The sequence below is a fragment of the Micromonospora sp. LZ34 genome (assembly GCF_052981855.1).
Map to the genome: position 1 here is coordinate 471776 of NZ_JBRIQN010000001.1, position 24051 is coordinate 495826.

The window sequence follows — 24051 nt, forward strand, 5'->3', positions numbered from 1 at the left end:
GGCCCCGGAGCCCCGGCAGGGCCCGTCCGGCCCCGACCGCACCGCCGGCCTCGACCGGGCGTTGACCGCCGGTGACCCGGCCGGCCCCGCCGCCGCGCCACCCACGGACCGGGCGCCGGCCACCGAACCCGACTGGTCCGGCCCGAACTGGAACCGGCCGAGCTGGGGCAGCGGCTGGGCGCCGTCCTGGGCTCGGGAAGAGGCCGAGCCGGCCGGCCGGCGGGCCCGCGAGGAGCCGACACCCGGCTGGGCCAGCGAGCCGAACCGGCCGTACGAGCCGGTGCGCGCCGAGCCGACCCGCCCCTACGAGCCGCCGCGACCCGAGCTGAGCCGGCCGTACGAGCCGACCCGCGCCGAGCCCGAGCCCCGCCCGGCGTACGAGCCGCGGACGACGCACGAGCCCTCGGCCGAACGACCGGCGTACGAGCCTCCGGCCGAACGGCCAACGTACGAGCCCCCGGCGTACCAGCCTCCGGTCGAGCGGCCGGCGCCGGAGCGACCGTCCTGGGCGGGTGGCCCGTCGGCAGCCACCCCGTCGAGCGCGCCCCCGTCCTACGACCGCGGCGCCGCCGAGTCGTCCGGCGCGACGCCGTCCCCGACCGAGGGCGAGCCGCAGCCCGAGCCCCGGAGCAACCGGCCGTTCCGGTTCCGGTCGGCCGAAGCGGCCACCGCGACGCCGGAACCACCCGGCGACCCGTCGACCCCGAGCGGTCCCGCCACCGCGCCCGCCACGAGCGGGGACGCGCGCCGCGACCGCACCCCGACCGCGCCCACCCCGACGAGCGCCCCTCCCTACGCGGCCCGCCGATCCGCCCCCGAACCGGTGCCGACGGCCCAGCCGGCCGACGACCGGCTGCCGGACCGTGCGTCGGCGGTGCTGCCGCAGCGCGTCCCCGCCGAGCCGGACGTGCCCGTCGTGCCGGAGCCGCCAGCTGTGGAGCCACCCGCCGAAACCCCGGAACTCGCCCGCACCGCCACCCACCTGCGCCGCGACGACGAGCCCGCCCCGATGCGCGAGCGGCCGGAGGGCTTCGACGTCAACGCGATCCTGGACGCCGTCCGCGAGGTGGCCGGTGTCCGCGACGCGGCGCTGCGCCGTACCCCGGCCGGTGCGCACAGCCTGCGACTGGATCTCGCCGACGGCGCCGACCCGGCCGAGGTGAGTCGGCAGGTCGCCCGCCTGCTCCAGGAGCGGATGGGGCTGGCCGCCGCGCCGCAGAACGTGCCCGGCCTGCCCGCCGCGCCACCGCCCCCGGTGCGCCGCCGCTCCGCCGAACCGCGGTCGGCCGAGCCCCGCGCCGCGGAGCGGACCGCCGAGCCGCGCACCGCCGAGCCGCGCGGCTCGACCCCCGAGCCACGCGCCACCGAGGCCCGGGCGTCGACCCCGGAACCCCGGGTTCCGGCGGCCCGGACGGAGACCGGCCCGACCCGGGCCGAGCAGCCGACCGACCCGGAGCCCCCGCCCCGCCGGCGCCGGCAGTCCGCCGGTCCGCACCGGGGCCGGGCCACCGTGGAGGAGCCGGGTTCGGTCTCCGCCGCCCCGGCGGGGACTGCGACCGGCAGCCCGGCCACCGGCGCCTCCTACTCCGGCGGGCAGGTGACCACCACGGAGAGCGCGCCCTCCCGGCCGCTGGCCACCGGCGGTGCCCCCGGTCCCCGGGTGGTGATCGACCACGTGCAGGTGAGCACGTTCGGGCTGGACGCCACCGTGGAGGTACGCCTGATCGCCGGCGGGCAGAGCGCCGCCGGCTACTCCACCGGCCCGGCGGTGGACGGCTACGTGCTGCGGCTCTGCGCGGTGGCCGCCGCGGCAGCGGTGGACGAACTGCTCCGCGGTGCGGTGTCCGCGCCGGAGCGGGGGCGGTGCTTCGTCGAGCACGCCGCGGTGGTGCCGTTCGGCAACTGCGAGGTGGCCACGGTGGTGGTGCTGCTGGTCTGCGACGGCTGGGTCGAGCAGCTCGCCGGGTCTGCGCTGGTCGCCGGTGACCCCCGGCAGGCGGTGGTCCGGGCCACCCTGGCCGCGGTGAACCGCCGGCTCGAGGCGCTGCTGGTCTGAGCGTTCCGGGGCAGACTGGAGCGATGAAGCCCGCCACCCTCTGGCCGGATCATCTCCTCCCGGAGCACTCGGTCCCGCCGCCCTGGCCGGGCCGGGAGGTACGCCTCGACGGGACGGTCACCTACGTCCGGGAGACCCCGGCGACCGCCCCCGACGCCGAGCCGGCGCTCTACGTGCACGGGCTGGGCGGCTCGTCGCAGAACTGGACCGACCTGGCCTGGCTGCTCGCCGACCGGCTCGACGGGCAGGCGATCGACCTGCCGGGGTTCGGCCGCAGTGAGCCGGGCCGGCGCTACACGGTGCCGGCCTTCGCCGAGCGGGTGGTCCGCTGGATCGAGCACTCGGGCCGCGGCCCGGTGCACCTGTTCGGCAACTCCCTCGGCGGGGCGGTCTCGGTGCACGTGGCGGCGACCCGGCCGGACCTGGTCCGCACCCTGACGCTGGTCTCGCCGGCCCTGCCGTTCCTGAGCTTCCACCGCTCCCTACAGGGCCGGATGCTGCCGCTGCTGGCGATCCCCCAGGGCGAGCGGCTGGCCGCCTGGCGGCTGGCCCAGCTGGCGCCCGAGGTGATGGCCCAGCAGGTGATGGAGGCGTGCGTGGCCGACCTGAGCCGGATCTGCGAGCAGCGTCGACGGGAGGCGCTGGAGGAGATCCGGATCCGCTACCAGGCCGAGCACTACGCGGCGGCGTACGTGCGTACCTTCCGCGGCTTGGTCTCCAGCTTCCTGCGCGCGTACCTGCCGGGGTCCGGCTCGTTGTGGCGGCTCGCCGGTTTGGTCCGCGCGCCCACGCTGGTCGTCGGCGGCCGGAGCGACCGGCTGGTCGACGTACGGGTGGCCCCGCAGACCGCCCGGGTCATCCCGGACAGCCGGCTGATGCTGCTGGGCGGGGTCGGGCACGTGGCGCAGCTGGAGGTGCCGCGCCTGGTGGCCCGCGCCGTGGTCGGACTGCTCACCGAAACGGAGGAGACCGCCCGTCGGCGCGACATGGCAGGCTGATCGGGATGTCCCCGTCCCGCCGGCCGGCCACCGGCCACCACCAGCCAGTTGTGCCAGCTCACGGTGGTCGAGCCGGTGGCGCGCGGCGTCGTTCCCCGGGGCGCGGGTACCGCCGGTTCCGGCGGGTGATGCAGGCACTGGCCCTCGTCCTGGTGGTGGTCGCCACGGTGGCGGTGGTGACCGACCGGCGGGGCGCCGACGCGGGTGCCGGGGCCGGCACCGTGCTGGAAGCGGTCTCCGTGCCCACCCCGGCACCGAGCGCGTCGCCGACGCCGAGCGCCACCCCCACCGCCACCACGCCCCCGCCGCCGGTGCTCCGGCTGCCGGGGCCGGTGCCCTCGGCCGGGCGGGGCAGCTTCGGCTACGACGACCGGGTCGGCCCGGTGCTCGGCGAGGCCGGGGTGCTGCGGCGCTACCGGGTGGCCGTGGAGGCCGGCTCCGGCGAGGACGCCGGGGAGTTCGGGGCGGCCGTCGAGACGGCCCTGGCCGGGCCGGGGAGCTGGGTCGACAGCGGCCGCCTCCGGTTGCAGCAGGTCCGGGCCCGCGCCGGGCACGACTTCACGGTCTACCTGGTCACCGCGGCGACGGCACGGCGGATGTGCGCGGCGGGCGGGGTGGACATCCGGATCGGCGGGAAGCCCTACACGTCCTGCCGCGCCCCCGGCAAGGTGATCATCAACCTGGACCGGTGGCGGCTGTCCGTGCCGCACTTCGTGCGGGCCGGCGTGCCGCTGTCGGTCTACCGCACCTACGTGGTGAACCACGAGGTCGGCCACCAGCTCGGGCACCGGCACGAGCGCTGCCCGGGCAGGGGGCGGCCGGCGCCGGTGATGATGCAGCAGACGCTCTTCCTCGACGGCTGCCGGGCCAACCCCTGGCCGTACCGGGACGGCCGCCGGTACGCGGGCCCGCCGCTGTAGCAGCGGATTCCGGCCTGCCAGTCCGAACCTGGGAAGGCGCTGCCCGGATGGCATAGCGCAAGGTGCACGAGAAACGCGCTCCCTATTTGCCCCATTCGTGTTTAACGCGTGGAAACACCCGGTTAATGTGGGACGCTGGCCCCATGACGTCGTCGTCCCCTTGCGACCCGCCTGATCCCGGCGCCGCCCGGCCGCGCCCGCGGCCCAGCCTGGTCCGGATGCACCGGCGCCGCCGTCGCACCGTCCTGCTCGGTCTGGTCCTGCTCGTCGCGACGGTCTCCGGGGTGGCACTGGCCCGGGCGGGCGGCTCGGCGCGTCGGCCGCCGAGTGCCGGCCCGGGCCCGATGGCGTACGGGGCCGCCGAGCGTGCCGAGCCGAGCACCTATCCGAGGGTCGGCGCCGGCAGCTTCACCACCGCCCCCGGCGACTCGCCGGTCTACGGCGCGGACGGGCCGCTGCGCCGCTACCGGGTGGCGGTGGAGCGGGGCACCGGGCAGGACGCCCCCGCCTTCGCCGCCACCGTCGAGGAGGTGCTGGCCGACCCGCGGAGCTGGACGGCCGGGGGCGAGCGGCGGGTGCAGCGGGTGGCCGACGCCGAGGTCGCCGACTTCACCGTCTACCTGGCCACCCCGCGCACCTCCGAACTGATGTGCGCCGAGGGTGGGCTCAGCACCGAGGGGTACACCTCCTGCCGGCTGCCCGGACAAGTGATCATCAACCTGGCCCGCTGGCTGGAGGCGGTCCCGGACTACGGGGCACCGCTGGAGGTGTACCGGGCGTACGTGATCAACCACGAGGTCGGGCACGAGTTCGGCGAGGGCCACGAGGCCTGCCCGGGGCCGGGTCGCCCCGCGCCGGTGATGCAGCAGCAGACGTACGGCCTCCAGGGCTGCGTCGCGTACGCCTGGCCCTGGCTGGACGGCCGCCGCTACGCCGGCGAGATCGTTCCCTGACGATCCCCGGCCCGGCTGTCTTATTCCCGCTCCCGAATGTCGGGCGACGTGTCCCTCCTCATGGCCGACCGGGCGGCCGGCGAGCGACAATGGCGCGGTTCGCCACCGCCGATCCCGGGGAGTCCACCGTGTCGTTGCCCCCGCTCGTCGAGCCCGCCGCCGAGCTGACCGTTGACGAGATCCGCCGCTACTCGCGCCACCTGATCATCCCCGACGTCGGCGTCGAGGGGCAGAAGCGGCTGAAGAACGCCCGGGTGCTCTGTGTCGGCGCCGGTGGCCTCGGCTCGCCCGCCCTGATGTACCTGGCCGCGGCCGGCGTCGGCACGCTCGGCATCATCGACTTCGACACCGTCGACGAGTCCAACCTCCAGCGGCAGATCATCCACGGCGTCTCCGACGTCGGCCGCTCGAAGGCGGAGTCCGCCGCGGCCTCGATCCGCGAGATCAACCCGCTGGTCAACGTGGAGATCCACAACACCGCGCTGGACCGGGAGAACGTCCGCGAGATCTTCGCCCAGTACGACCTGATCGTCGACGGCACCGACAACTTCGCCACCCGCTACATGGTCAACGACGCGGCGGTGCTGCTCGGCAAGCCGTACGTCTGGGGGTCGATCTACCGCTTCGACGGCCAGGCGTCGGTCTTCTGGGCCGAGCACGGCCCCTGCTACCGCTGCCTCTACCCGGAGCCCCCGCCGCCCGGCATGGTGCCGTCCTGCGCCGAGGGCGGCGTGCTCGGCGTGCTCTGCGCCTCGATCGGCTCGATCCAGGTCAACGAGGCGATCAAGCTGCTCGCCGGGATCGGCGAGCCGCTGGTCGGCCGGCTGATGGTCTACGACGCCCTGGAGATGTCGTACCGCAAGATCAAGGTTCGCAAGGACCCGAACTGCGTGCTCTGCGGCGAGAACCCGACCGTCACCGACCTGCTGGAGGACTACGAGGACTTCTGCGGCGCGGTGTCGGTGGAGGCCCAGGAGGCGGTGGTCGACGCGACCATCACCGCGCTGGAGCTCAAGGAGTGGCAGGACGCCGGCAAGGACATCTTCCTGGTCGACGTCCGGGAGCCGGCCGAGTACGAGATCGTCCGGATCCCCGGCGCCACGCTGATCCCCAAGGGCGAGATCATCTCCGGTGAGGCGCTGGCCCGGCTCCCGCAGGACCGGCAGATCGTGCTGCACTGCAAGTCCGGCGTCCGCTCCGCCGAGGCGCTCGCCGCGCTGAAGGCGGCCGGGTTCCGCGACGCGGTGCACGTCCAGGGTGGCGTGCTCTCCTGGATCAAGCAGATCGATCCCTCGCTGCCCGCGTACTGACCGGTCGGCCGGGGTCGGAGGCGGCGCCGCGCCCGCCCCGGCCTCGGCCGATTCCCCGAGGCGGAATCGCCTTTGCGCAGGTAGCGTGTCCGCCGTGGTGGACATGGACGCCGCTATCGGCTTCGTCGTGGCGCACGGGGACGCGGTGGACCGTGCCCGTCTCTCCCGGCTGCGCACCGGCGCGCCGGCGCCGGCCGAACTGCTCGACGCGGCCGAGGCCGGGCAGACGCCCGACGGCGGCTGGCCGGCCATCCTCGACGGGGACGTCGGCTCCGTGGACGCCACCTGCTACCGGCTGGCCGAGCTGGACGACCTCGGCGCCCTCGGCCGCCCGGCGGCGCGGCACGCGCTGGACTGGCTCGCCGCCCGGCAACTGCGCGACGGCGGCTGGGACGAGGACCCGTCGCTGGCCGAGGCCGCGCCGGAGTGGGCCCGGCCGGGCGACCCGGAGGCGCGCTTCTACCTGACCGCCAACGCCGGGTTCTGGCTGACCGTGGCCGGGTTGGACGCCCGGGCCGGCGGCCCGCTCGACCACCGCGTCGGCGGGGCGTACGCCGGGGTGGTGCAGGCGGCGGCGCAGGCCGTCGCGGGGCAGCTCGGGCCGGACGGCAGCTGGCCGTCCTTCCTGCCGGCCGGCTGGCTGAGCGCGGCCGTGCTGCACCGGCAGGGGATGTACGACGAGTCGGCGCGGATCCAGGCGGTGCTGGCCGAGCGGATCCCGCAGCTCTCCCCGGCGGACGCGGCGTGGCTGGCCGCGACGCTGCGCCGGGTCGAGGTGGGCGAGGAGCAGTGGCTGCTGGTCTCGGCCCGCCGTCGACTGGCCGAGACCCAGCGCAGCGACGGTGGCTGGGACAGCGACGACGGTCACCAGTTCGACGTGCACACCACGCTGCGGGCCATCCGGGCCTGCCGCCCGGCGGTCACTTCAGCTGGCTGATCACCAGCGGCCACCAGGCGTCCGGGCCGAAAGCGGCCGGGTCGATGCTCTCCAGGGTGGTGCGCAGCGCCTCGGCCCGCTCGGCCCGGCCGGCCTTGCCCTCGTCCGCCTCGACGAAGAGCGCGAACTGGTAGAGGAACTCGACGAAGGTGCGGAAGTTGCTGTTGACCGCCTGCACGTCCTGGGCCGCCAGGTCGAACTGGAGGATCTCGCCGGTCTTCGGGTCGAGCACGTAGAGCAGGTCGGTGTTGTCGGCGACCGCGCCGACCACGATGAGGCGGACGTCGAGCGAGCCGTCCTCGGTGGTCAGCTGGATGGTGTCGTACAGCTCGATGTCGCCTTCGAGGAAGGCGGTGAAGACCACCGCCACGTCGAGCGGGATCTCGTCGCCATCGGGGAGCATGTCGGGGGTGAACCCCCCCTCCAGCCACGCCTCGCGCGGGTACGGGATGAGCTCGTCCTCGTTCCACAAGGCGGTGAACCGCGGATCAGCTGCCATGACGGTCCTTAAGCAGGGTCGACGGGTGGGTCAGGAGGACAGGCCGGCGGCGATCAGCAGCCGCCGCCAGTTGTCGGCGTACTCGCCGGCGTGCCGGCCCTTGCGCAGCCGTTGCTCGGGAGCGGCGGGACCGAGGACGACGGCCGTCAGCTCCGGGTAGCGGGGGCCGAGCACGTGCTCGTCGAAGAAGGTGGCGACATCGGGGGCGATGACGGTGAACTCGACGTCCTCGTCGGGGTGTTCGTACTGGTAGACGTAGGCGCTGGACTCCATGTAGTACACGTCCAGATCTTCCAGGTCGAGGTAGATCGGATCGCCGCCGCGGATCTCGGCGCGTAGGCCGGGTGGGACGCTGTCCATCTCGTAGCCGACGATCAGCGGGCTGCCCATCGGGTCGTTCGGGTTGACCTCGTACTCCTCCCACGCCTGCGGGGTGAGGATCTCCTTCGGCGCGTGGAACCGGAATCTGTCGCCCTCCAAGCGCTGGAACAGGCTGTAGACCTCGGCGACGCCGGGCAGGTCGGCGATCGGCTCCAGCGGCGCCGGTCCCTCGATGCGGACACCGAACCCGTGCTCGGACTCGACCCGGGTGAGTAGCTCCAACTTCTCGGCGATCCGGGCGAGGACGGCGGGGTCCGGCCGGGTCATGGCAGGACCTTCACGATGACCGGGGTGCCCTCGGGGACGTCGCGCAACGCCACGGAGATCTCGCGGCCGATCTCGCGGTTGGTCCAGGCGTCCATCAGCCTGAGGTTAGCGTATTCGTCCTTTCCGTCGAGTTGTAGCTCGTGGACGTGGTCCGGGTCGAGTCCCTGGCCCCGGGCATTGATCGGCCCCCGGCCGCCGTAGAGGCGATCGACGAGGTCCTTGTTGGCCAGGTACTGGTTGGTCTCCCGGGTGCCGTGCTGCTGGGTCAGTCGCTTGTTCCTGGTCAGCCGGCGGGTCACCCGGTCCCGGAAGACGTTGGTGCGGCTCCGGTTGCCCGGCGTGGTCCCTCGGCCTCCCCGGTGGTAGACGTTGTTGGCCGTCCGGTCCGACTTCGCCTTGCTCAGCCGGCCCTCCTGGCCGAGCCGGACCAGGTCCCTGGCCTTGCGGTCGAAGTCCCGCTTGTGGAAGTCGGGCCGGTTGCGCAGCACCAGCACCGCCGGGCCCTTCGGCTTGGTGCCGGCCGACTTGGCGGTGCGGAAGACGTCGGCGTTCTCCAGGTACGCCGAGACGATCTTGGCGCCCTTGGCCTGCGTCTGCCGGGGGGCGGCGGTCCGCTTCCTAGCCATTGAGCACCGTGTCCACCGCCATGCCGATCAGCTGGTCGATGATCATGCCGGTGATCATCTTGAAGATCGGGATCTCCAGCAGGGACGCGCCGAAGGTGACCGCCGCGGTGGCGATGGCCTGCGCGATCTGGATGGCCAGCAGCGCCAGCTGGACGATCACCTGGATCTTCAGGGCCAGCACCACCCCGGCCGCGACCATCAGTCCGATGCCGATGACGTTCGCCGGGTTGGCGACATCGGCGATGTTGCGCGCGGCGGACTCGGCGTCGTTCCACTCGCTGGCGAAGGCGGTGAAGCTCTCGCCCCGGTTGTTGTCGAGCACCGTCCGCGCCGCCGACTCCAGCTGCGCGACCGAGCCGGAGATCTGCCCGGCCATCCCGGTCCACTCGCCGGCCAGCTGGAACAGCGCCGTCTCGTCGGACTGCGGCCACTCGTAGCCGAGCATCGACAGCAGGGAGGCGAGTTCGCCCGGCAGGGTCAGGCCCACCGTGACTCCTTTCGCGCGTCGCTCATCCGCCCGTCGTCCATCCGCCCGTCGTGCCGAGCGCTCATCCGACCAGCCCGCCGAGCATCGAGCGGAAGGACGCGGTGACGTCCTCCTCGACGGCCCGGTAGCCGTCGGCCATCTGGTGCAGCCCGTCGGCGTAGCTGGTCAGCTCCTCGATGTTGGTGCTGAGGCACTCGGTCAGCGCGTCCACGCAGGCCTGGTGGGCCACGCCGAGCAGGGTGCCGATGTCGTCGCCGCCGAACGCGGCGGCGTACCCGGCGACGGCGGCCTGGAAGCCCTCGAAGGTCTGGCGCACGGACTCCCGGGCCTGCTCCAGCTCCGTCGCGCCCCGGCGTAGCGCGTCGATGTCGACGTCGAGGTTTTCCATGTCAACCCCGCTGCTGCAGTTTCCGCATGGTCTCGCTGATCGCCTGGCTCATCTCGCGCATCTGCCGGATGCTCTGGTCCTGCAGGCGTTCGACGCTGGCGCTGATCGCGGCGAGGTCGGGCATCGGCTCTGCGGGGGCGGTGCTGTCGTCCTGCCCGTCGAGCGCGGCGTTCACCGCCTGGCGCAGCTCGTCGGCGAGATAGTCCGAGCCCTCGCGGAGCACCCGGGGGTCGATCTCGATGGCGCTGACCCGCCCGTCGGTGCCGAGGGTGACCCGGATCCGCCCGTCGGCCGCCTCGGCCACCGACTCGGTGCGCTCCGGCGGGGCGACGCCGCGGCTCACCTCGCGCAGCGCGGCCCGTGCCTGTGCCAGTTGCTCTTCCAGGGCACTCTCGCCCAGCATGCCGCCTCCCCAGACCAGCCCGTGCCGAACCGGCCCCAGACTAACCGGCCGGCGCAATCCGGCGGAGCCCCCACCATCCGGCCGTCCATCCGGGACGGTCAGCCGCGCAGGTGGCCGTTCCCGGTCACCACGTACTTGGTGGAGGTCAGCTCGGGCAGCCCCATCGGGCCGCGGGCGTGCAGCTTCTGGGTGGAGATGCCGATCTCCGCGCCGAAGCCGAACTCGCCGCCGTCGGTGAACCGGGTGGAGGCGTTCACCATCACCGCCGCCGCGTCCACCCGGGCCACGAACTCCCGGGCGGCCGTGGTCGAGTCGGTGACGATCGCCTCGGTGTGGCCGGTGCCGTAGCGCCGGATGTGCGCGACCGCGGCGTCCAGCGAGTCGACCACGGCGACCGAGATGTCCGCCGAGAGGTACTCGGTGGCGAAGTCCTCCTCGGTGGCCGGCCGCACGGCGGGCGAGTGCGCGGCTACCCGCTCGTCGCCGTGCACGGTCACCCCCGCGTCGGCGAACGCGGCCAGCATCGGCGGCAGGAAGGCGTCGGCGACCGCCGCGTGCACCAGCAGCGACTCGGCCGTGTTGCAGGTGGACAGCCGCTGGGTCTTCGCGTTCAGGGCGATCGCCACCGCCCTGGTCAGGTCGGCGGCGGCGTCGACGTAGACGTGGCAGTTGCCCACCCCGGTCTCGATCACCGGCACTGTGGACTCCTCGACCACGGTGCGGATCAGCGACGCCCCGCCGCGCGGGATCAGCACGTCGACCAGGCCGCGGGCGCGCATCAGCTCCTTGACCGAGTCACGCGAGCCGGCGTCGAGCAGCTGCACCGCGTCGGCCGGCAGGCCGGCCCCGGCGACCGCGTCGCGCAGCACCGCGACCAGCGCCGCGTTGGAGTGCGCCGCCGACGAGGAGCCGCGCAGCAGCGCCGCGTTGCCCGACTTCAGGCAGATGCCGGCCGCGTCCACGGTCACGTTCGGCCGGGCCTCGTAGATGATGCCGACCACCCCGAACGGCACCCGGATCTGGCGCAGCTCCAGGCCGTTGGGCAGGGTCGAGCCGCGGACCACCTCGCCGACCGGGTCGGGCAGGGCGGCCATCTGCCGCAGCGCGTCGGCGATGCCGGCCACCCGGCCCGGGTCCAGGGCGAGCCGGTCCAGCACGGCCGTGCTCAGCCCGGCCGCCCGGCCGGCCGCCAGGTCCGCCTCGTTCGCGGCCAGGATCTCCGGCGTCCGCGCCACCAGCGCGTCGGCCATCGCGTGCAGCGCCGCGTCCTTGGCCGTACGGGTGGCGACGGAGAGCTCCTCCGCCGCCGTCCGGGCCCGCCGGGCCTGCTCGGTCACGCTCATGCCGGCACCCCACTGCTGACGCTCGCTCATTCGCCACTCCTCACAGCAGCACCAGATCGTCGCGGTGGACGACCTCCCGTTCGTACGCCGGGCCGAGCGCCGCGGCGAGTTCCCCGGTCGACCGGCCGAGCAGGCCGGGCAGCTCGACCGCGTCGTAGTTGACCAGCCCTCGCGCCACCGGCGCGCCCTCGGTGTCCACCAGGTCCACCGGGTCGCCGGCGGTGAACGCCCCGTCGACCGCGGTGATCCCGGCCGGCAGCAGCGACTTGCGCCGGTCGACCACGGCCGCCACCGCGCCCGGGTCCAGGTGCAGCCGACCGCGCGGCGAGGTGGCGTGGGCGAGCCAGAATAGCCGGGCCGCCGGCCGTCGCCGGCTGGGGTGGAACAGCGTGCCGACCGGCTCGCCGGCCAGCGCCCCGGCGGCCAGGTCGGCGGCGGTGAGCACCACCGGGATGCCGAACCCGGTCGCGATCCGGGCCGCCTCGACCTTGGTCACCATGCCGCCGGTGCCGACTCCGGCCCGGCCCGCCCCGCCGACGTCCACACCGGCGAGGTCCCGCTCGTCGTGCACCTCGGTGATCCGGGCGGCGCCCGGTCGGGTGGGGTCGCCGGTCCAGAGCGCGTCCACGTCGGACAGCAGCACCAGCAGGTCGGCCTGGACCAGCGCGGCGACCAGGGCGGCCAGCCGGTCGTTGTCGCCGAACCGGATCTCCTCGGTGGCCACCGTGTCGTTCTCGTTGACGATCGGCACCGCCCGCAGGTCGAGCAGCTTGCGCAGGGTCCGGTACGCGTTGCGGTAGTGCGCCCGCCGGGTGACGTCGTCGACGGTGAGCAGCACCTGCCCGACGGTGAGCCGGTGCCGGGCGAAGCTGGCCGCGTACCGGCCGATCAGCAGGCCCTGCCCGACGCTGGCGGCGGCCTGCTGGGTGGCGAGGTCGCGCGGGCGGCGGGCGAGCCCGAGCGGGGCCAGGCCGGCGGCGATCGCGCCGGAGGAGACCAGCACCACCTCGCGGCCGTCGGCGGCCCGGGCGCCGAGGGCGTCGACCAGCGCGTCGACCCGCCCGTCGTCCAACCCGCCGGCGGCGGTGGTCAACGAGGAGGATCCGATCTTGACGACCACCCGCCGGGCGGCCGTGACTACGTCGCGCACCCGCCCATTCTGCGTGGTCGTGCCGGCCGGGCCCCGCGACGTTCCCATATCCTGGCCGGTCGTGACCCCTGATGAGTACGTCGAGGCGGTGCTCGACCTGGTCGAGCGGATCCCACCCGGCCGGGTGATGTCGTACGGGGCGGTCGCCGACGCGCTGGCCGAGCGCTCCGGTCGGGCGTCGGCGCGGCTGGTCGGCTCGATCATGGCGCGGCACGGCGGCGGCGTGCCCTGGCACCGGGTGGTGAACTCCGCCGGCCGGCTGCCGCCCGGTCACGAGCGGGAGGCGCGGGCCCGGCTGCGGGCGGAGGGGACGCCGTTGCGTGGCGCCGGGGTGGACATGGCGGCGGCCGGCTGGTCGCCGGAAGAGGGGATGTGACCCCGGCCATAACGTGAGTAACATTCGGCCCCATGGACGCGCCGCCGGCTGGAACCGGTCCGGTCCCGGCCGGGTTACCGCGTCGGGTGCACGCCGGGTACGCGCTGGGCTCCCTGGCCACCGGGGCGTTCGGCACCGTGCCGGGGCTGTTGCTGCTGCCGTACCTCACCGACACCCTCGGCGTCGCCGCCGGGGTGGCCGCCCTGCTGGTGCTCGGGCCGAAGGCATGGGACGTGCTGGTCAACCCGGTGGCCGGGCGGATCTCCGACCGCACCCGGTCGCGCTGGGGCGCCCGCCGGCCGTACCTGCTGGTCGCCGGGGTGGCCATGGCGGTGCTCTTCGCGGCCATCTTCGCCGGGCCGGTGGGCGCCGGCCCGGCCGCCGGGGCGTACGTGGCGGTCGCCTTCCTGGCCACCGCCACCGCCTTCGCCTTCTTCCAGGTGCCGTACGTGGCGATGCCGGCCGAGCTGACCGGCGATTACGCGGAACGGACCCGGCTGATGAGCTGGCGGATCGCGCTGCTGGCGGTGGCCATCCTGGTCTCCGGGGCGGTCGCCCCACTGATCGTGTCGGCCACCGGCGGCGGCGTCGCCGGGCACCGCTGGATGGGGCTCTTCGTCGCGGCGCTGATCGTGCTCGGCGCGGTCGGCGCGTTCGTCGGCACCCGGGGCGCCCCGACCGGCACGGTGGCCGAGAGCGAGCCGACACTGCGCGCGCAGCTCGCGGTGGCCGCCCGGAACCGGCCGTTCCGGGCGCTGCTGGTCTGCTTCGTGGTGCAGTCCGCCGGGGTGGCCACCATCCTGGCCGGGGTCAACTACTTCGCCGGGCAGATCCTGCGCGACCCCGACGGCGGGCCGACCCTCCTCTTCGTCTGCTTCGTCGGGCCGGCGTTGCTGGTGATGCCGCTCTGGATCCGGGTCGGCGCCCGGGTGGGCAAGCTGGCCGCCCTGGTCGCCGCGTCGCTGATCCTCGCGACCGGCGCGCTCGCCCTGGTCGCCGCCCCGGTGCTGCCCGCGGTGGCGGTCTACCTGGTGGTCGCGCTGGTCGGCTGCGGGTACGCCGGGCAGCAGGTCTTCGCGCTGGCCATGCTCCCGGACTGCATCGCCTGGGACGAGGCCCGCACCGGCCGGCGGCAGGCGGGGGTGTTCACCGGGCTCTGGACGGCCGGGGAGACCTTCGGGCTGGCGCTCGGCCCGGGCATCTACGGCCTGGTCCTCCAGGTCGCCGGCTACGTCCCGTCCGACACCGGGGCGGCCGCCGCCCAGTCCGACACCGCCCGCCTCGGCGTGCTGCTCGGCTTCACCGTCCTCCCCGCCCTGCTGGTGGCCGTGGCCCTCGTGGCGCTCCGCCCCTACGACCTCACCCCCGCCCGCCTCGCCGACGCCGAAGCCGGTCGCCCCGGCGAGCCCGCGGTCGTGGTGGGCGACGACAGCCACTGATCAGCACGGAAGGGGCAGCACGAACTCCATGAGCGACGAGGACAGGGACGCACGGGCACCGCTGGGGCGGGGCGTGCCGGCGGAGACGGTGCTGGCCGAGATCCGGGAACTGCGGGGGTTGGACCGGCCGACGCACGGGGGCCGGCTGTTCGCCTACGTCTACGACCCGGCGGTGCCGGGGCTGGACGAGCTGACGGTGGCCGCCTACGCGGAGAGCGCGCACGTCAACGGCCTCGACCCGACCGCCTTCCCGTCCCTGCTGGCGATGGAGAACGCGCTGGTCGGCGCGGCGGCCCGGCTGCTCGGCGGCGGGCCCGGCAGCGCCGCCCCGGACGTCGTCGGCAGCGTCACCAGCGGCGGCACCGAATCGCTGATCCTGGCCGTGAAGGCGGCCCGGGACGCCCACCCCGGGATCACCGCACCGCGGATCGTGGTGCCGGCCAGCGCGCACGCCGCGTTCGCCAAGGCGGCGCACTACCTGCGGGTGGCCCTGGACACCGTGCCCGTCTCGGCGGCGACGCTGCGCCCCGACCCGGCCGACGTGGCCGCCGCGATCCGCCCGGAGACCGTGCTGGTGGTCTGCTCCGCCCCCTCGTACGCGCACGGCGTCGTCGACCCGGTCGCGCAGATCGCGGAGGTGGCCGCGGCGGCCGGGGTGCGCTGCCACGTGGACGCCTGCTTCGGCGGCTGGACCCTGCCCTGGCTGCGCCGGCTCGGCGTGCCGGTGCCGCCGTTCGACTTCGCCGTGCCCGGGGTCACCTCGATCTCGGTGGACCTGCACAAGTACGCCTACGCCCCGAAGGGCGTGTCGGTGCTGCTGCACCGGGACCCGTCGCTGCGCGCCCCGCAGTACTTCGCGTACGCCGACTGGCCCGGCTACACGATGATCAACCCGGTGATCGCCTCCACCCGCTCCGGCGGCCCGATCGCCGCCGCGTACGCCACCCTGCGGCACCTCGGTGACGACGGCTACCTGCGGCTGGCCGGGTTGACCCGGGACGCGGTGGCCGGCCTGGCGGAGGCGGTGCGCGGCGCGGCCGGGCTGCGGCTGATGGCCGAGCCGGAGTCCACCGTCGTCTGCTTCACCAGCACCGACCCCGAGCTGGACCTGTTCGTGCTGGTCGACGAACTGGGAGCGCGCGGCTGGCACACCCAGCCGCAGCTGTCGTACGCCGACCTGCCGGCCAGCGTGCACCTCACCGTCACCGCGTCGGTCGCGCCCCGGGTGGCCGAGTTCGGCCCGGACCTGGTCGCCGCGGTGGCCGCCGCCCGGGCCGCCGGGCCGGTGCGGCTCCCCGACGAACTGCGCGCCCTGGCCACCGCATTGACCCCGGACGCGCTCACCCCGGACCTGGTCGCCGGCCTGGCCGCCGGCCTCGGCCTGGGCGGCGGGTCCGAACCGGTCCCGGCCGGCAGCGGCCCGCTACCCGAGCGGATGGCCCTGGTCAACGCGCTGCTCGACGCCGCGCCGCCGGCACTGCGGGAGCGGCTGCTGGTCGAGTTCGTCGGCCTGCTGCAACGCCCGAGCTGGTGAGGGCCCGGGTGCGGCGGGGATACCGCCGCACCCGGGCCCCCGGGCTCACCGGTAGTCGATCCGGACCAGGTTGTCGATGTCGTAGACCTCCTCCACGAAGTCGAACCGGCTGTCCATCGGCCGGGCGTCGACGTCGGCCGTTCCCTGCCCGACGGTGGCTCCCGCGGCCGCCCGGAAGCCCAGCGTGAGCTGGACCTCCGCACCCGCCTTGAGACTGTTCAGGTCGCAGCTCACCGGCTGCCGGGTGGTCTCCGGGTCGTTGCGGCAGACCGCCCACCCGTCGCCGTCGGGGCGCAGCGCCGGCGGCAGGTCGAGCCGGAGCGCCACGTAGGCGGCCGGACCGCTGCCCGCGTTGCGGATCCGCACGGTCAACGTGCCGGTGCGGGAGCCGTCCGGCGCGGCGGCGAGCGCCAGGTCGGTGGCGGTGACGACCAGGTTCACCGCGTGCGGGTTCGGCCCGAACGTGGTGGGACCGGCGACCTGGGCGAACGACTCACCGTTCCACCGGTAGCCGCGCCACTGCCGCTGCGACCACTCGCCGGGCCAGCCGCCGCCCGGCGCGATGTCCGCCACCTGCACCCGGACCAGGCCGTCGGGCCGGACCTCCAGGTCGGTGAGCCACTGCGGCATCTCGCGCGCGGTGGCCACCACCCGGCCCAGGGTCACCACCTTGCCGGCCGGGTCCCGGTCGAACGCGACGACCTGCGCCGGCCCGCCGGTGCCGAGCAGGCAGTGCACCAGCGCGACCGTCTCGGTGGCGCCGTCGCCGTCGACGTCCCCGTGCGCGAGCCCCTCCAGCACGTTGGTCTCGTCCCGCACCGGGTCGCCGGCCAGCCGGACGTCGGTGACCGGGCAGCTCGGGCCGGGCCGCCAGGCCGGCAGCGAGACCGGTGTGGCGAGCAGTTGCTCCCGGCTGATCCGGCCGTCCGGCGCCTGGGTCGGGCCGGCGCTGGTCGGCGTCGGCGACGCCGACGGGCTGGCCGAGCCGGTCGGCGAGGAGGAGGGGGACGGGCTGACGGTCGGGTCCACCGGCCCGGGCCGCGGACCCGGGTCGGTCAGCGCCGCGTACCCGAGGATCGGGCCGGTGCCCAGGGCGAGGACCGCCGCGACGGCCGTGCCGAGCGTCCGGCGCCGGCGCTGCCGCACGGCCCGGCGGACCGCCGCCGGCCCCGGCGGCTCGACCTCGGCCAGCACCTCGATCCGGTACCGGGCGAAGCGCTCGGCGAGGGCGACTGCATCGTGCTCAGACATCGCGTGCCTCCTCGGTGTCCCGCAGCGACGCGGCCAGGGCGCTCCGCCCACGGTGCAGCCAGGACTTGACGGTTCCCTCGGCGACGCGTTCCTGCGCCGCGATCTCGGCGACGCTCAGGTCAGCGAGGTAGTGCAGCACCACCGCCCGGCGCTGCCGGGGCGGCAGCAACGCCAGCGCGGCGTCCAGCGCCACCCGGTCCGGTGTCGGCCCGGCCACGTGCACCTCGCGCTGCCGGTGCAGGAACGCCTGCGCGGTACGCAGCCGCCGCCAGCGGCTGTGCGCGAGGTTCCAGGCGACCCGCCGGATCCAGGCCAGCGGGTCGTCGTAGCCGGCCACGCGGTCCCAGCGGGCGAAGGCCCGGCAGAACGCCTCCTGCACCAGGTCCTGGGCCTGCCCCAGGTCGCCGGTGTACGCCCGCAGCTGCACCACCAGACCACGGAAGTGCGCGTGGTAGAAGTCGTCGAAGAGCACCGGCGGCCCGTCGGGTCCCGCGCCGGGTATGGGGCCGGGCGGTGCTCCGCCGGCCCGCGCGTCTTCCGTCACAGTCACTCGCCCTCCCCCGTGGATGCTCGGGGCGGTGAGCCCCGACACCGGTCACACCGGTCGATGGCGGCAAAGGTTGCAGTGGGTCCGGGGACCGTACTGTCGGGTCGCCGTCCGCCCGACCCGGCGTGCCGCGCTCATCGTCGGTCCGCTCGGGGCGCGCCGTCACCCCGCCGGACGCGGCCCTCGGCGCTCGGGTTGCCGCCAGGGCGCTGTGGTTGACTGTCGGGTGGAGGACGGGAAGGGGGCGGTCGTGCAGTTGCCGGGGGTGCTCGGCGAGCCGATCCGGTTCGTGCTGAACTGGGGCCGCCGCTACTCGCTCTGGGTCTTCAACTTCGGCCTGGCGTGCTGCGCCATCGAGTTCATCGCGAGCAGCATGGGCCGGCACGACTTCATGCGGCTGGGCGTCATCCCGTTCGCCCACGGCCCGCGGCAGGCCGACCTCATGGTGGTCTCCGGCACGGTGACCGACAAGATGGCCCCGGCGATCAAGCGGCTCTACGACCAGATGCCCGAGCCGAAGTACGTCATCTCGTTCGGCGCCTGCTCCAACTGCGGCGGTCCCTACTGGGACTCCTACTCTGTGACCAAGGGTGTCGACCAGCTCATCCCGGTGGACGTCTACGTGCCCGGCTGCCCGCCTCGGCCGGAGGCGCTGCTGCACGGCATCCTGCGGCTGCAGGAGAAGATCGCCGCCGAGCAGTCCGGCATCGGCGGGGTGCCCCGGCCGGATCTGCTCGCGTCGCCGGTGGACGCCCGGCCCCGGGACGGGGCTGCGCCCCGCTCGGCGGAGTCGCTCACCGCGCCGCCGGTGCGGCCACCGGCGGACTGACAGCGCCCTCGGCCGCGTCCTCCACCGGCCTGCCGGTCGGTCCTTCCCGGCTGATCGCATGATCTTCGATGTTGGTGGTCGTCGCTAGGGTGCCGGGCATGAAGACCCTGCGGGCTACGGGGGCCGCTCTCCTGGCGGCGCTCGCCACCGTCACCCTCTCCGCTGCTCCGGCAGCCGCCGACACGTTCGGCTACACCGGCGTGGTCAGCGATCCCGACGGCAATCCCGTCGCGGGCGCCTGCCTCGCCCTGCACACCTCGCCGACCGACGTCGTTGCCGAATACTGCTCCGACGCGGCCGGCCGCTACACCATCCCAGGGGCGTGGGAGGCGCCCGACTACAAGATCCGAATGCACGCCCCGGGCTTCCGCACCGAGTGGTGGTACGGCGCGCCCGACTACCTCAACGCCGACCCGGTCAGCATCCCGGCCGGCACGGTGGTGGAGCGGAACGTCACCCTCGGCCGGGGCGCCGGCAGCATCAGCGGCCGGATCACCGACCAGTACGGCACTCCGGTCGCGGCCACCGTCACCGTGCACGGTGAGGACTCCGCCTACGAGGCGATCGCCTACACCTGGGAGCTGGGCGCCGGCCGCTACGCGCTGGACAACCTGCCGCCCGGCCGCTACCGCATCTCGGTCTACGACAACGTGCGGGGCACGCAGTGGGTGCCGCGGAAGGAGACCCGGGAGGAGGCGAGCGTCTTCACCCTCACCGACGGCGGTGCGCTCACCGTGGACGAGTGGCTGCTGCCGCTGGGCACGGTGGAGGCCCGGGTGACCGACGCGGTGACCGGCCTGCCCGTACGCCGGCCGTGCCTCTACATCCACGGCGGCCGGGACGAGACCGTCTGTGGCACCAACGGCCTGGTCCGGGTGGCGGACGTCCGGCCGGGCAGCTGGGAGCTGGACGTCACGGCCGGGGCCTCCTACTTCGCGCTGGACCCGAAACCCACCGTCGACGTGGTCCGCGGCCAGGTCACCACCGTCGGCTACCAGCTCCGACGCGGTGCGGCGGTGGCCACCACCGTGCAAGAGGCGGCGACCGGGGACCCGGTCGGCGGCATTTGCGTGCACCTGGTCGCGCCGAAGTGGGGCGGCCAGTCGGCCCGGATGCGCCAGTACTGCTCCGCCGACGACGGCCACCTGGAGGTCGGCCCGTTCGAGGAGAACGAGCTGGCCACCTGGCAGCTCTACGCCTTCCAGGCGACCAACCCGTTCGACCCGCCGGCGAAGCGCTACGGCGATCAGTGGGTGACCGCGAACGGGGGCAGCGGCGACCAGCGGGAGGCGCTGTCGATCCGGCTACAGGCGGCGGAGACGATCACCATCCCGCCGATCCGGGTGGACCCGCCCGGCATCATCACCGGCACCGTCCGCAACGCCTCCGGAGCGGTGGTGGCCGGCGTCTGCGCGTACCCGTACGCGTTCCACCCCAACCAGGGTGCGATCTTCGGGCCGAACTGCTCCAACGCCCAGGGCCGATACACCATCAGCGACCTCGGTCCGTACCGCTGGCCGGTCGAGTTCACGCCGAACGCCAACAGCGGGTACGCATGGCAGTGGTCCGGCGACGTCGCCGACCGGTTCTCTGCGACCATGACGCAGGTGACCGCGGGCGGGACGGCGACCGTCGACGCGCGCCTGGTGGCCGGGGGCGTGGTCGCCGGGAAGGTCACCGACGGCGCGAACCCGGTCGACGCCGGCTACGTCTGGACGTACAACGCCCGCACCGGGGACATCGCCAGCGCCTCGTACGCCAACATCGCCCGGGACGGCACGTTCGCGGTGCGCGGGCACCGCACCCAGGAGGTGTACGTCGAGTACTGGAGCCTGACCGAGGGCTGCTGGTACGCCGCCGCCGGTCGGGCCGGCACCAAGGTCGCCGTTTCGGCGGGCGGGACCACCACGATCGCGGCCACCATGAGCCGCACCTGCGGGACGCGGCCGCCCACCGGTTCCAGTTCGCCGATCGGCACCGGTGCGCCGGCCGCCTCGGGAACGGCAACCCTCGGCCGCTGACCTCGGCCGTACGGCAGGCCGGTCGGCCGGTCCGGTGGGCAGCTCCCGCCGGACCGGCCGCCCGTCCCCGCTCGGTCGGCCGAGCGTCCGGCTGGCGTGCGGCGGCTAGCCTGCGCACCATGAGCAACTCCGCGGAACGGCGTTCCGCCCACATCGTCGAGGTGCTGACCGAGGAGTTCGGCGCCTCGATGGCGCTCGACCCGGCCGCCTTCCGGCGCAAGTTCCGCAAGATGGCGGCCTCGCCGTTCGCCTTCTACCGGGGCAGCGCCTCGCTCTTCTACGCCGACCAGCTCGGCGACTTCGCCGACGACCGGTTCCTCGACGGGCGGACCAGCCGGGTGTGGATCCACGGCGACCTGCACGCGGAGAACTTCGGCACCTACATGAACGCCTCGGGCCAGCTGGTGTTCAACGTCAACGACTTCGACGAGGCGTACGTCGGGCCGTTCACCTGGGACCTGCGGCGGCTGGCGGCCAGCGTGGCCCTGCTCGGCTACGGCAAGGCGCTTTCCGACCGCTCCATCGGCGACCTGGTCGCCGGCTTCGCCCGGTCGTACCTGACCGAGCTGCGGGCCATCGCGGCCGGCGGGGACGACGCGATCGGCTCGATCACCCTGGACAACGCCGACGGGGTGCTGCGCCGGGTGCTCCAGCAGGCCCGGCTGAACACCCGGGTCGACCTGCTCGCCACGCAGACCACCATCGACAACTACGAGCGCCGGTTCTCCCTCGGCGACGGGGTCTTCGAGGTCGACGCGCAGACCCGGGACCGGGTCCGCGCCGCCTTCGAGCAGTACCTCGGCACCCTGCCCCTGTCCTCGGCGCGGCTGCGCCCGGTGGCGGCGCGGATCAAGGACGTGGTGCTGCGCAAGGGCGTCGGCATCGGCTCGGCCGGGCTGCCGTCGTACAACCTGCTGCTGGAGGGGCACACCCAGGCGCTGGAGAACGACGTCGTCATCTACATGAAGCAGGCGCAGGTGCCGGCGGTCGCCCGGCACATCCGGGACGAGTCGGTCGCCGGCTACTTCCAGCACCAGGGGCACCGCACCGCCGAGTCGCAGCGCGCGCTCCAGGCGCACGCGGACCCGTGGCTGGGCTTCACCGAGCTGGACGGGGTCGGCCAGCTCGTCGCCGAGGTCTCCCCGTACGCGGCCGACCTGGACTGGGCCGACGTCAACGAGCCGGAGGAGCTGGCCGGGGTGCTGTCCGACCTGGGCCGCGCGGTGGCCCGGATGCACTCGGTGGCCGACGACGAGTCCAGCCACGACCTGGTCGACTACTCCACGGAGGAGGCGATCGTCGCGGCGGTGGACGCCGACGAGACCGGGTTCGTCACCCACCTGGTGGACTTCGCGCACGCGTACGGCGACCGGGCCCGGCAGGACCACCAGCTCTTCGTCGACCTGTTCCGCAACGGCCGGCTGCCCGGCATCTGACCGCCGGGCCGGCCCGCCCCGCCCGGCGGGGCGCGCCGAGCCGGGCCGGTCAGGCGGCGAAGTCCAGCACCACCTTGATGTCGTCCGGCCCCGGCGTGTACGCCTCGGTGTAGCTGTTCACCGGCACCCGCCGGGTGATCAGCGACTCCAGCCAGGACTGGTCGGCCCGGGTCAGCGCCTCGGCGGCCATGTCCCAGTGCCGGCGGTTGGCGTTCACCGAGCCGAAGACGACGTTGTTCTCCAGCACCAGGGTGCGGTTCAGCGCCCCGGCGTCGAGGTCGATCGTGCGGCCGCCGCTGGAGACGCCGGCCAGGCAGATCACGCCGGTCGGGGCGGCCTGGCACATCACGTCGATCACGACGGTCGGCGCCCCGGTGCACTCGATGACCACGTCCGGCTCGAAGTCCAACTGGTCGACCTTCGTCGAGTGGTACGTCGCGCCGAGCGCGCCGACCAGCGCCGGCTTCGGGCCCTCGGTGGCCAGGTCGAGCACGTGCACGGCGAGCCCGCGCTGGGTGCCGATCAGCGCGGCGAGCAGGCCGATCGGCCCGGCGCCGGTGACCAGCACGCTCTGCGGCTGCCACTCGGCGCGGTGCCCGATCCGGTCGATGTGGTCCCAGGCCTTGGCCACCACACTGGTCGGTTCCACCAGCATGCCGACCCGGGCCAGTGCCGGGTCCAGCCCGACGGCGAACCGGGGCGGGATCCGCCACCGGTCCCGGGCGAAGCCCGGCAGGGCCTTGATGCCGTGTTCGGTGTACTGCCCGTTGCGGCACATGTCCCACTCGCCGACCGCACAGTTCGGGCAGGGCACCGGGTCCGGGTATCGGACGATCCCGCTCACCAGGTCACCCGGCTGGAGGGTGCCGGTCGAGTCCTCCAGCACCCGGCCGAGCGCCTCGTGGCCGAGCACCAGGCGGTCCATGCCGGGCGGTGCCTCGCCGTAGTGCCCGGCGATGATCTCGTGGTCGGTCCCGCAGACCCCGACCGCCAGTGCCTCGACCAGGATCGCCCCCTCGTCGGTCGCCGGTTCCGGGTAGTCCTCGGTGAGCGACAGCGAGTTGGCGACACCGGGGGTCACAGTCACAGCGCGCACGAGACTCATCTTTCCCCGCCGGCCGGTCCGCCGCCGGGTAAAGCCCGCAGATCGCCCTGCCGGGGCGGGCCGAGGATGCCGTCCGGGCCGCCCGGGCGCCCGGCTCGGACCGGCGCGCCCGGCGGAGCAGGCCCTAGGATCAGCCGCATGACTCCGGAAGAGGTCGGCCAGCGGATGGTCGCGCTGCTCGCGCCGGCCGAGGCCACCGCGTCGGTCTCCGGCGGTCAGGCGCACGCCCGCGCCACCGTCGACGTACCGCCGGCGAGCTGGGCGGAGGCGTTGCGCGCCGCGCGCGACGACGCCGAGCTGGCCTGCGACTTCTTCGACTGGCTCTCCGCGGTCGACGAGCTGGCCGACGGCTTCGCGGTGGTGGCCCACCTCTGGTCCACGGCCCGCCGGCACGGGGTGCTGCTGCGCACCCGGGTGCCCCGCGAGGCCCCCGCGGTCGCCTCGGTGGTCGACGTCTACCCCGGCGCCGGTTGGCACGAGCGGGAGACGCACGAGATGTTCGGCATCGACTTCACCGGCCACCCCGGCCTGCGGCCGCTGCTGTTGCCGCCCGAGTTCGAGGGGCATCCGCTGCGCAAGGAGTTCGTGCTGGCCTCCCGGGTGGCCAAGCCGTGGCCGGGCGCCAAGGAGCCGGGCGAGTCCGAAGCCGGCGGCGGCCGCCGGCCGATCCGGCCGCCGGGGGTACCCGCGCCGGGTGAGTGGGGGACGACGCCGACGCCGGCCGGCGCGGGCGGGGCCGGCGAGGGCCCGCGCGGCGGCGTCCCGGCCCGCCCGGCCCGGGAGCGGCCCGCCCGG

23 protein-coding genes and 1 pseudogene are annotated in these 24051 nt (G+C 74.7%); 13 read left to right on the top strand and 11 right to left on the bottom strand.

The window, feature by feature from the left end; genetic code table 11:
• Positions 1–61 precede the first annotated feature (61 nt).
• The 6 genes from ACVCAH_RS02215 (at position 62) to ACVCAH_RS02240 (ending at position 7174) form a co-directional block, all read left to right on the top strand.
• Positions 62–2056 carry a hypothetical protein gene (locus tag ACVCAH_RS02215; protein ID WP_447134365.1) on the top strand — a complete coding sequence of 665 codons (1995 nt, stop codon included), beginning with the start codon at positions 62–64 and terminating at the stop codon, positions 2054–2056.
• Between the two features lie 23 nt (positions 2057–2079).
• A complete protein-coding gene (locus ACVCAH_RS02220; RefSeq protein WP_447134326.1) occupies positions 2080–3054 on the top strand; it encodes an alpha/beta fold hydrolase in 975 nt (324 codons plus the stop codon).
• 128 nt (positions 3055–3182) lie between these two features.
• On the top strand, positions 3183–3974 hold the full coding sequence (locus tag ACVCAH_RS02225; protein ID WP_447134366.1) for a DUF3152 domain-containing protein: 792 nt from the start codon (positions 3183–3185) through the stop codon (positions 3972–3974).
• A 218-nt stretch (positions 3975–4192) separates the two neighbouring features.
• The gene (locus ACVCAH_RS02230; protein WP_447134327.1) at positions 4193–4927 is read left to right on the top strand and encodes a DUF3152 domain-containing protein; all 735 of its coding nucleotides are present in this window, start codon (positions 4193–4195) and stop codon (positions 4925–4927) included.
• An 89-nt stretch (positions 4928–5016) separates the two neighbouring features.
• Entirely contained in the window at positions 5017–6237 is a 1221-nt protein-coding gene (gene moeZ / locus ACVCAH_RS02235; protein ID WP_447134328.1) for an adenylyltransferase/sulfurtransferase MoeZ, read from the top strand.
• A 103-nt stretch (positions 6238–6340) separates the two neighbouring features.
• Positions 6341–7174, top strand: coding sequence for a squalene--hopene cyclase (locus ACVCAH_RS02240; protein WP_447134367.1), 834 nt, complete (start codon positions 6341–6343; stop codon positions 7172–7174).
• Here ACVCAH_RS02240 and ACVCAH_RS02245 read toward each other — a convergent pair.
• From ACVCAH_RS02245 to proB, 8 genes are all read right to left on the bottom strand, one after another.
• The gene (locus ACVCAH_RS02245; RefSeq protein ID WP_447134329.1) at positions 7158–7673 is read right to left on the bottom strand and encodes an SUKH-4 family immunity protein; all 516 of its coding nucleotides are present in this window, start codon (positions 7671–7673) and stop codon (positions 7158–7160) included. The genes ACVCAH_RS02240 and ACVCAH_RS02245 overlap by 17 nt on opposite strands.
• 30 nt (positions 7674–7703) lie before the next feature.
• A complete protein-coding gene (locus ACVCAH_RS02250) occupies positions 7704–8321 on the bottom strand; it encodes a hypothetical protein (protein WP_447134330.1) in 618 nt (205 codons plus the stop codon).
• Positions 8318–8947: a hypothetical protein gene (locus tag ACVCAH_RS02255; protein ID WP_447134331.1), complete on the bottom strand. Its 630-nt coding sequence runs from the start codon at positions 8945–8947 to the stop codon at positions 8318–8320. The genes ACVCAH_RS02250 and ACVCAH_RS02255 overlap by 4 nt, the downstream gene beginning before the upstream one ends.
• Positions 8940–9434 carry a WXG100-like domain-containing protein gene (locus ACVCAH_RS02260; protein WP_109903650.1) on the bottom strand — a complete coding sequence of 165 codons (495 nt, stop codon included), beginning with the start codon at positions 9432–9434 and terminating at the stop codon, positions 8940–8942. Before ACVCAH_RS02260 ends, ACVCAH_RS02255 begins: the two co-directional genes overlap by 8 nt.
• Positions 9435–9495: 61 nt before the next feature.
• Positions 9496–9822, bottom strand: coding sequence for a hypothetical protein (locus ACVCAH_RS02265; RefSeq protein WP_447134332.1), 327 nt, complete (start codon positions 9820–9822; stop codon positions 9496–9498).
• 1 nt (position 9823) lies between these two features.
• Complete coding sequence (locus tag ACVCAH_RS02270; RefSeq protein ID WP_447134333.1) at positions 9824–10225, bottom strand: YbaB/EbfC family nucleoid-associated protein; 402 nt, start codon at positions 10223–10225, stop codon at positions 9824–9826.
• Between the two features lie 98 nt (positions 10226–10323).
• Entirely contained in the window at positions 10324–11568 is a 1245-nt protein-coding gene (locus ACVCAH_RS02275; protein ID WP_447134368.1) for a glutamate-5-semialdehyde dehydrogenase, read from the bottom strand.
• Positions 11569–11608: 40 nt separating this feature from the next.
• Positions 11609–12718, bottom strand: coding sequence for a glutamate 5-kinase (proB, locus tag ACVCAH_RS02280; RefSeq protein WP_447134334.1), 1110 nt, complete (start codon positions 12716–12718; stop codon positions 11609–11611).
• Between the two features lie 61 nt (positions 12719–12779).
• On the opposite strand from proB, the gene ACVCAH_RS02285 reads away from it, so the two are divergent.
• The 3 genes and pseudogenes from ACVCAH_RS02285 (at position 12780) to ACVCAH_RS02295 (ending at position 16067) form a co-directional block, all read left to right on the top strand.
• Entirely contained in the window at positions 12780–13094 is a 315-nt protein-coding gene (locus tag ACVCAH_RS02285) for an MGMT family protein (protein WP_447134335.1), read from the top strand.
• 32 nt (positions 13095–13126) lie between these two features.
• Positions 13127–14555 (top strand): annotated as a pseudogene (locus ACVCAH_RS02290) (MFS transporter); the annotation flags it as partial.
• 6 nt (positions 14556–14561) lie between these two features.
• Positions 14562–16067, top strand: a complete 1506-nt coding sequence (locus tag ACVCAH_RS02295) for a pyridoxal phosphate-dependent decarboxylase family protein (RefSeq protein ID WP_447134369.1) — start codon at positions 14562–14564, stop codon at positions 16065–16067.
• 45 nt (positions 16068–16112) lie between these two features.
• Here ACVCAH_RS02295 and ACVCAH_RS02300 read toward each other — a convergent pair whose 3' ends face one another.
• Both ACVCAH_RS02300 and ACVCAH_RS02305 read right to left on the bottom strand, forming a co-directional pair.
• Positions 16113–17318, bottom strand: a complete 1206-nt coding sequence (locus ACVCAH_RS02300) for a hypothetical protein (RefSeq protein ID WP_447134336.1) — start codon at positions 17316–17318, stop codon at positions 16113–16115.
• Entirely contained in the window at positions 17311–17868 is a 558-nt protein-coding gene (locus ACVCAH_RS02305; protein ID WP_447134337.1) for a sigma-70 family RNA polymerase sigma factor, read from the bottom strand. Before ACVCAH_RS02305 ends, ACVCAH_RS02300 begins: the two co-directional genes overlap by 8 nt.
• A gap of 247 nt (positions 17869–18115) precedes the next feature.
• Between ACVCAH_RS02305 and ACVCAH_RS02310 the strand changes: the two genes are divergently transcribed.
• The 3 genes from ACVCAH_RS02310 (at position 18116) to ACVCAH_RS02320 (ending at position 22151) form a co-directional block, all read left to right on the top strand.
• Positions 18116–18694 (top strand): NADH-quinone oxidoreductase subunit B, encoded by a 579-nt coding sequence (locus tag ACVCAH_RS02310; protein ID WP_447134370.1) that lies wholly within the window; start codon positions 18116–18118, stop codon positions 18692–18694.
• Between the two features lie 98 nt (positions 18695–18792).
• On the top strand, positions 18793–20715 hold the full coding sequence (locus ACVCAH_RS02315) for a carboxypeptidase-like regulatory domain-containing protein (protein WP_447134338.1): 1923 nt from the start codon (positions 18793–18795) through the stop codon (positions 20713–20715).
• A gap of 119 nt (positions 20716–20834) precedes the next feature.
• Positions 20835–22151, top strand: a complete 1317-nt coding sequence (locus ACVCAH_RS02320) for a DUF2252 domain-containing protein (protein WP_447134339.1) — start codon at positions 20835–20837, stop codon at positions 22149–22151.
• A gap of 49 nt (positions 22152–22200) precedes the next feature.
• On the opposite strand, the gene ACVCAH_RS02325 is transcribed toward ACVCAH_RS02320, so the two are convergent.
• Positions 22201–23247 carry a glucose 1-dehydrogenase gene (locus ACVCAH_RS02325; protein WP_447134340.1) on the bottom strand — a complete coding sequence of 349 codons (1047 nt, stop codon included), beginning with the start codon at positions 23245–23247 and terminating at the stop codon, positions 22201–22203.
• Between the two features lie 147 nt (positions 23248–23394).
• On the opposite strand from ACVCAH_RS02325, the gene ACVCAH_RS02330 reads away from it, so the two are divergent.
• Positions 23395–24051 (top strand): NADH-quinone oxidoreductase subunit C (locus tag ACVCAH_RS02330; RefSeq protein ID WP_447134341.1); only part of this gene is annotated, 657 nt, incomplete at its 3' end.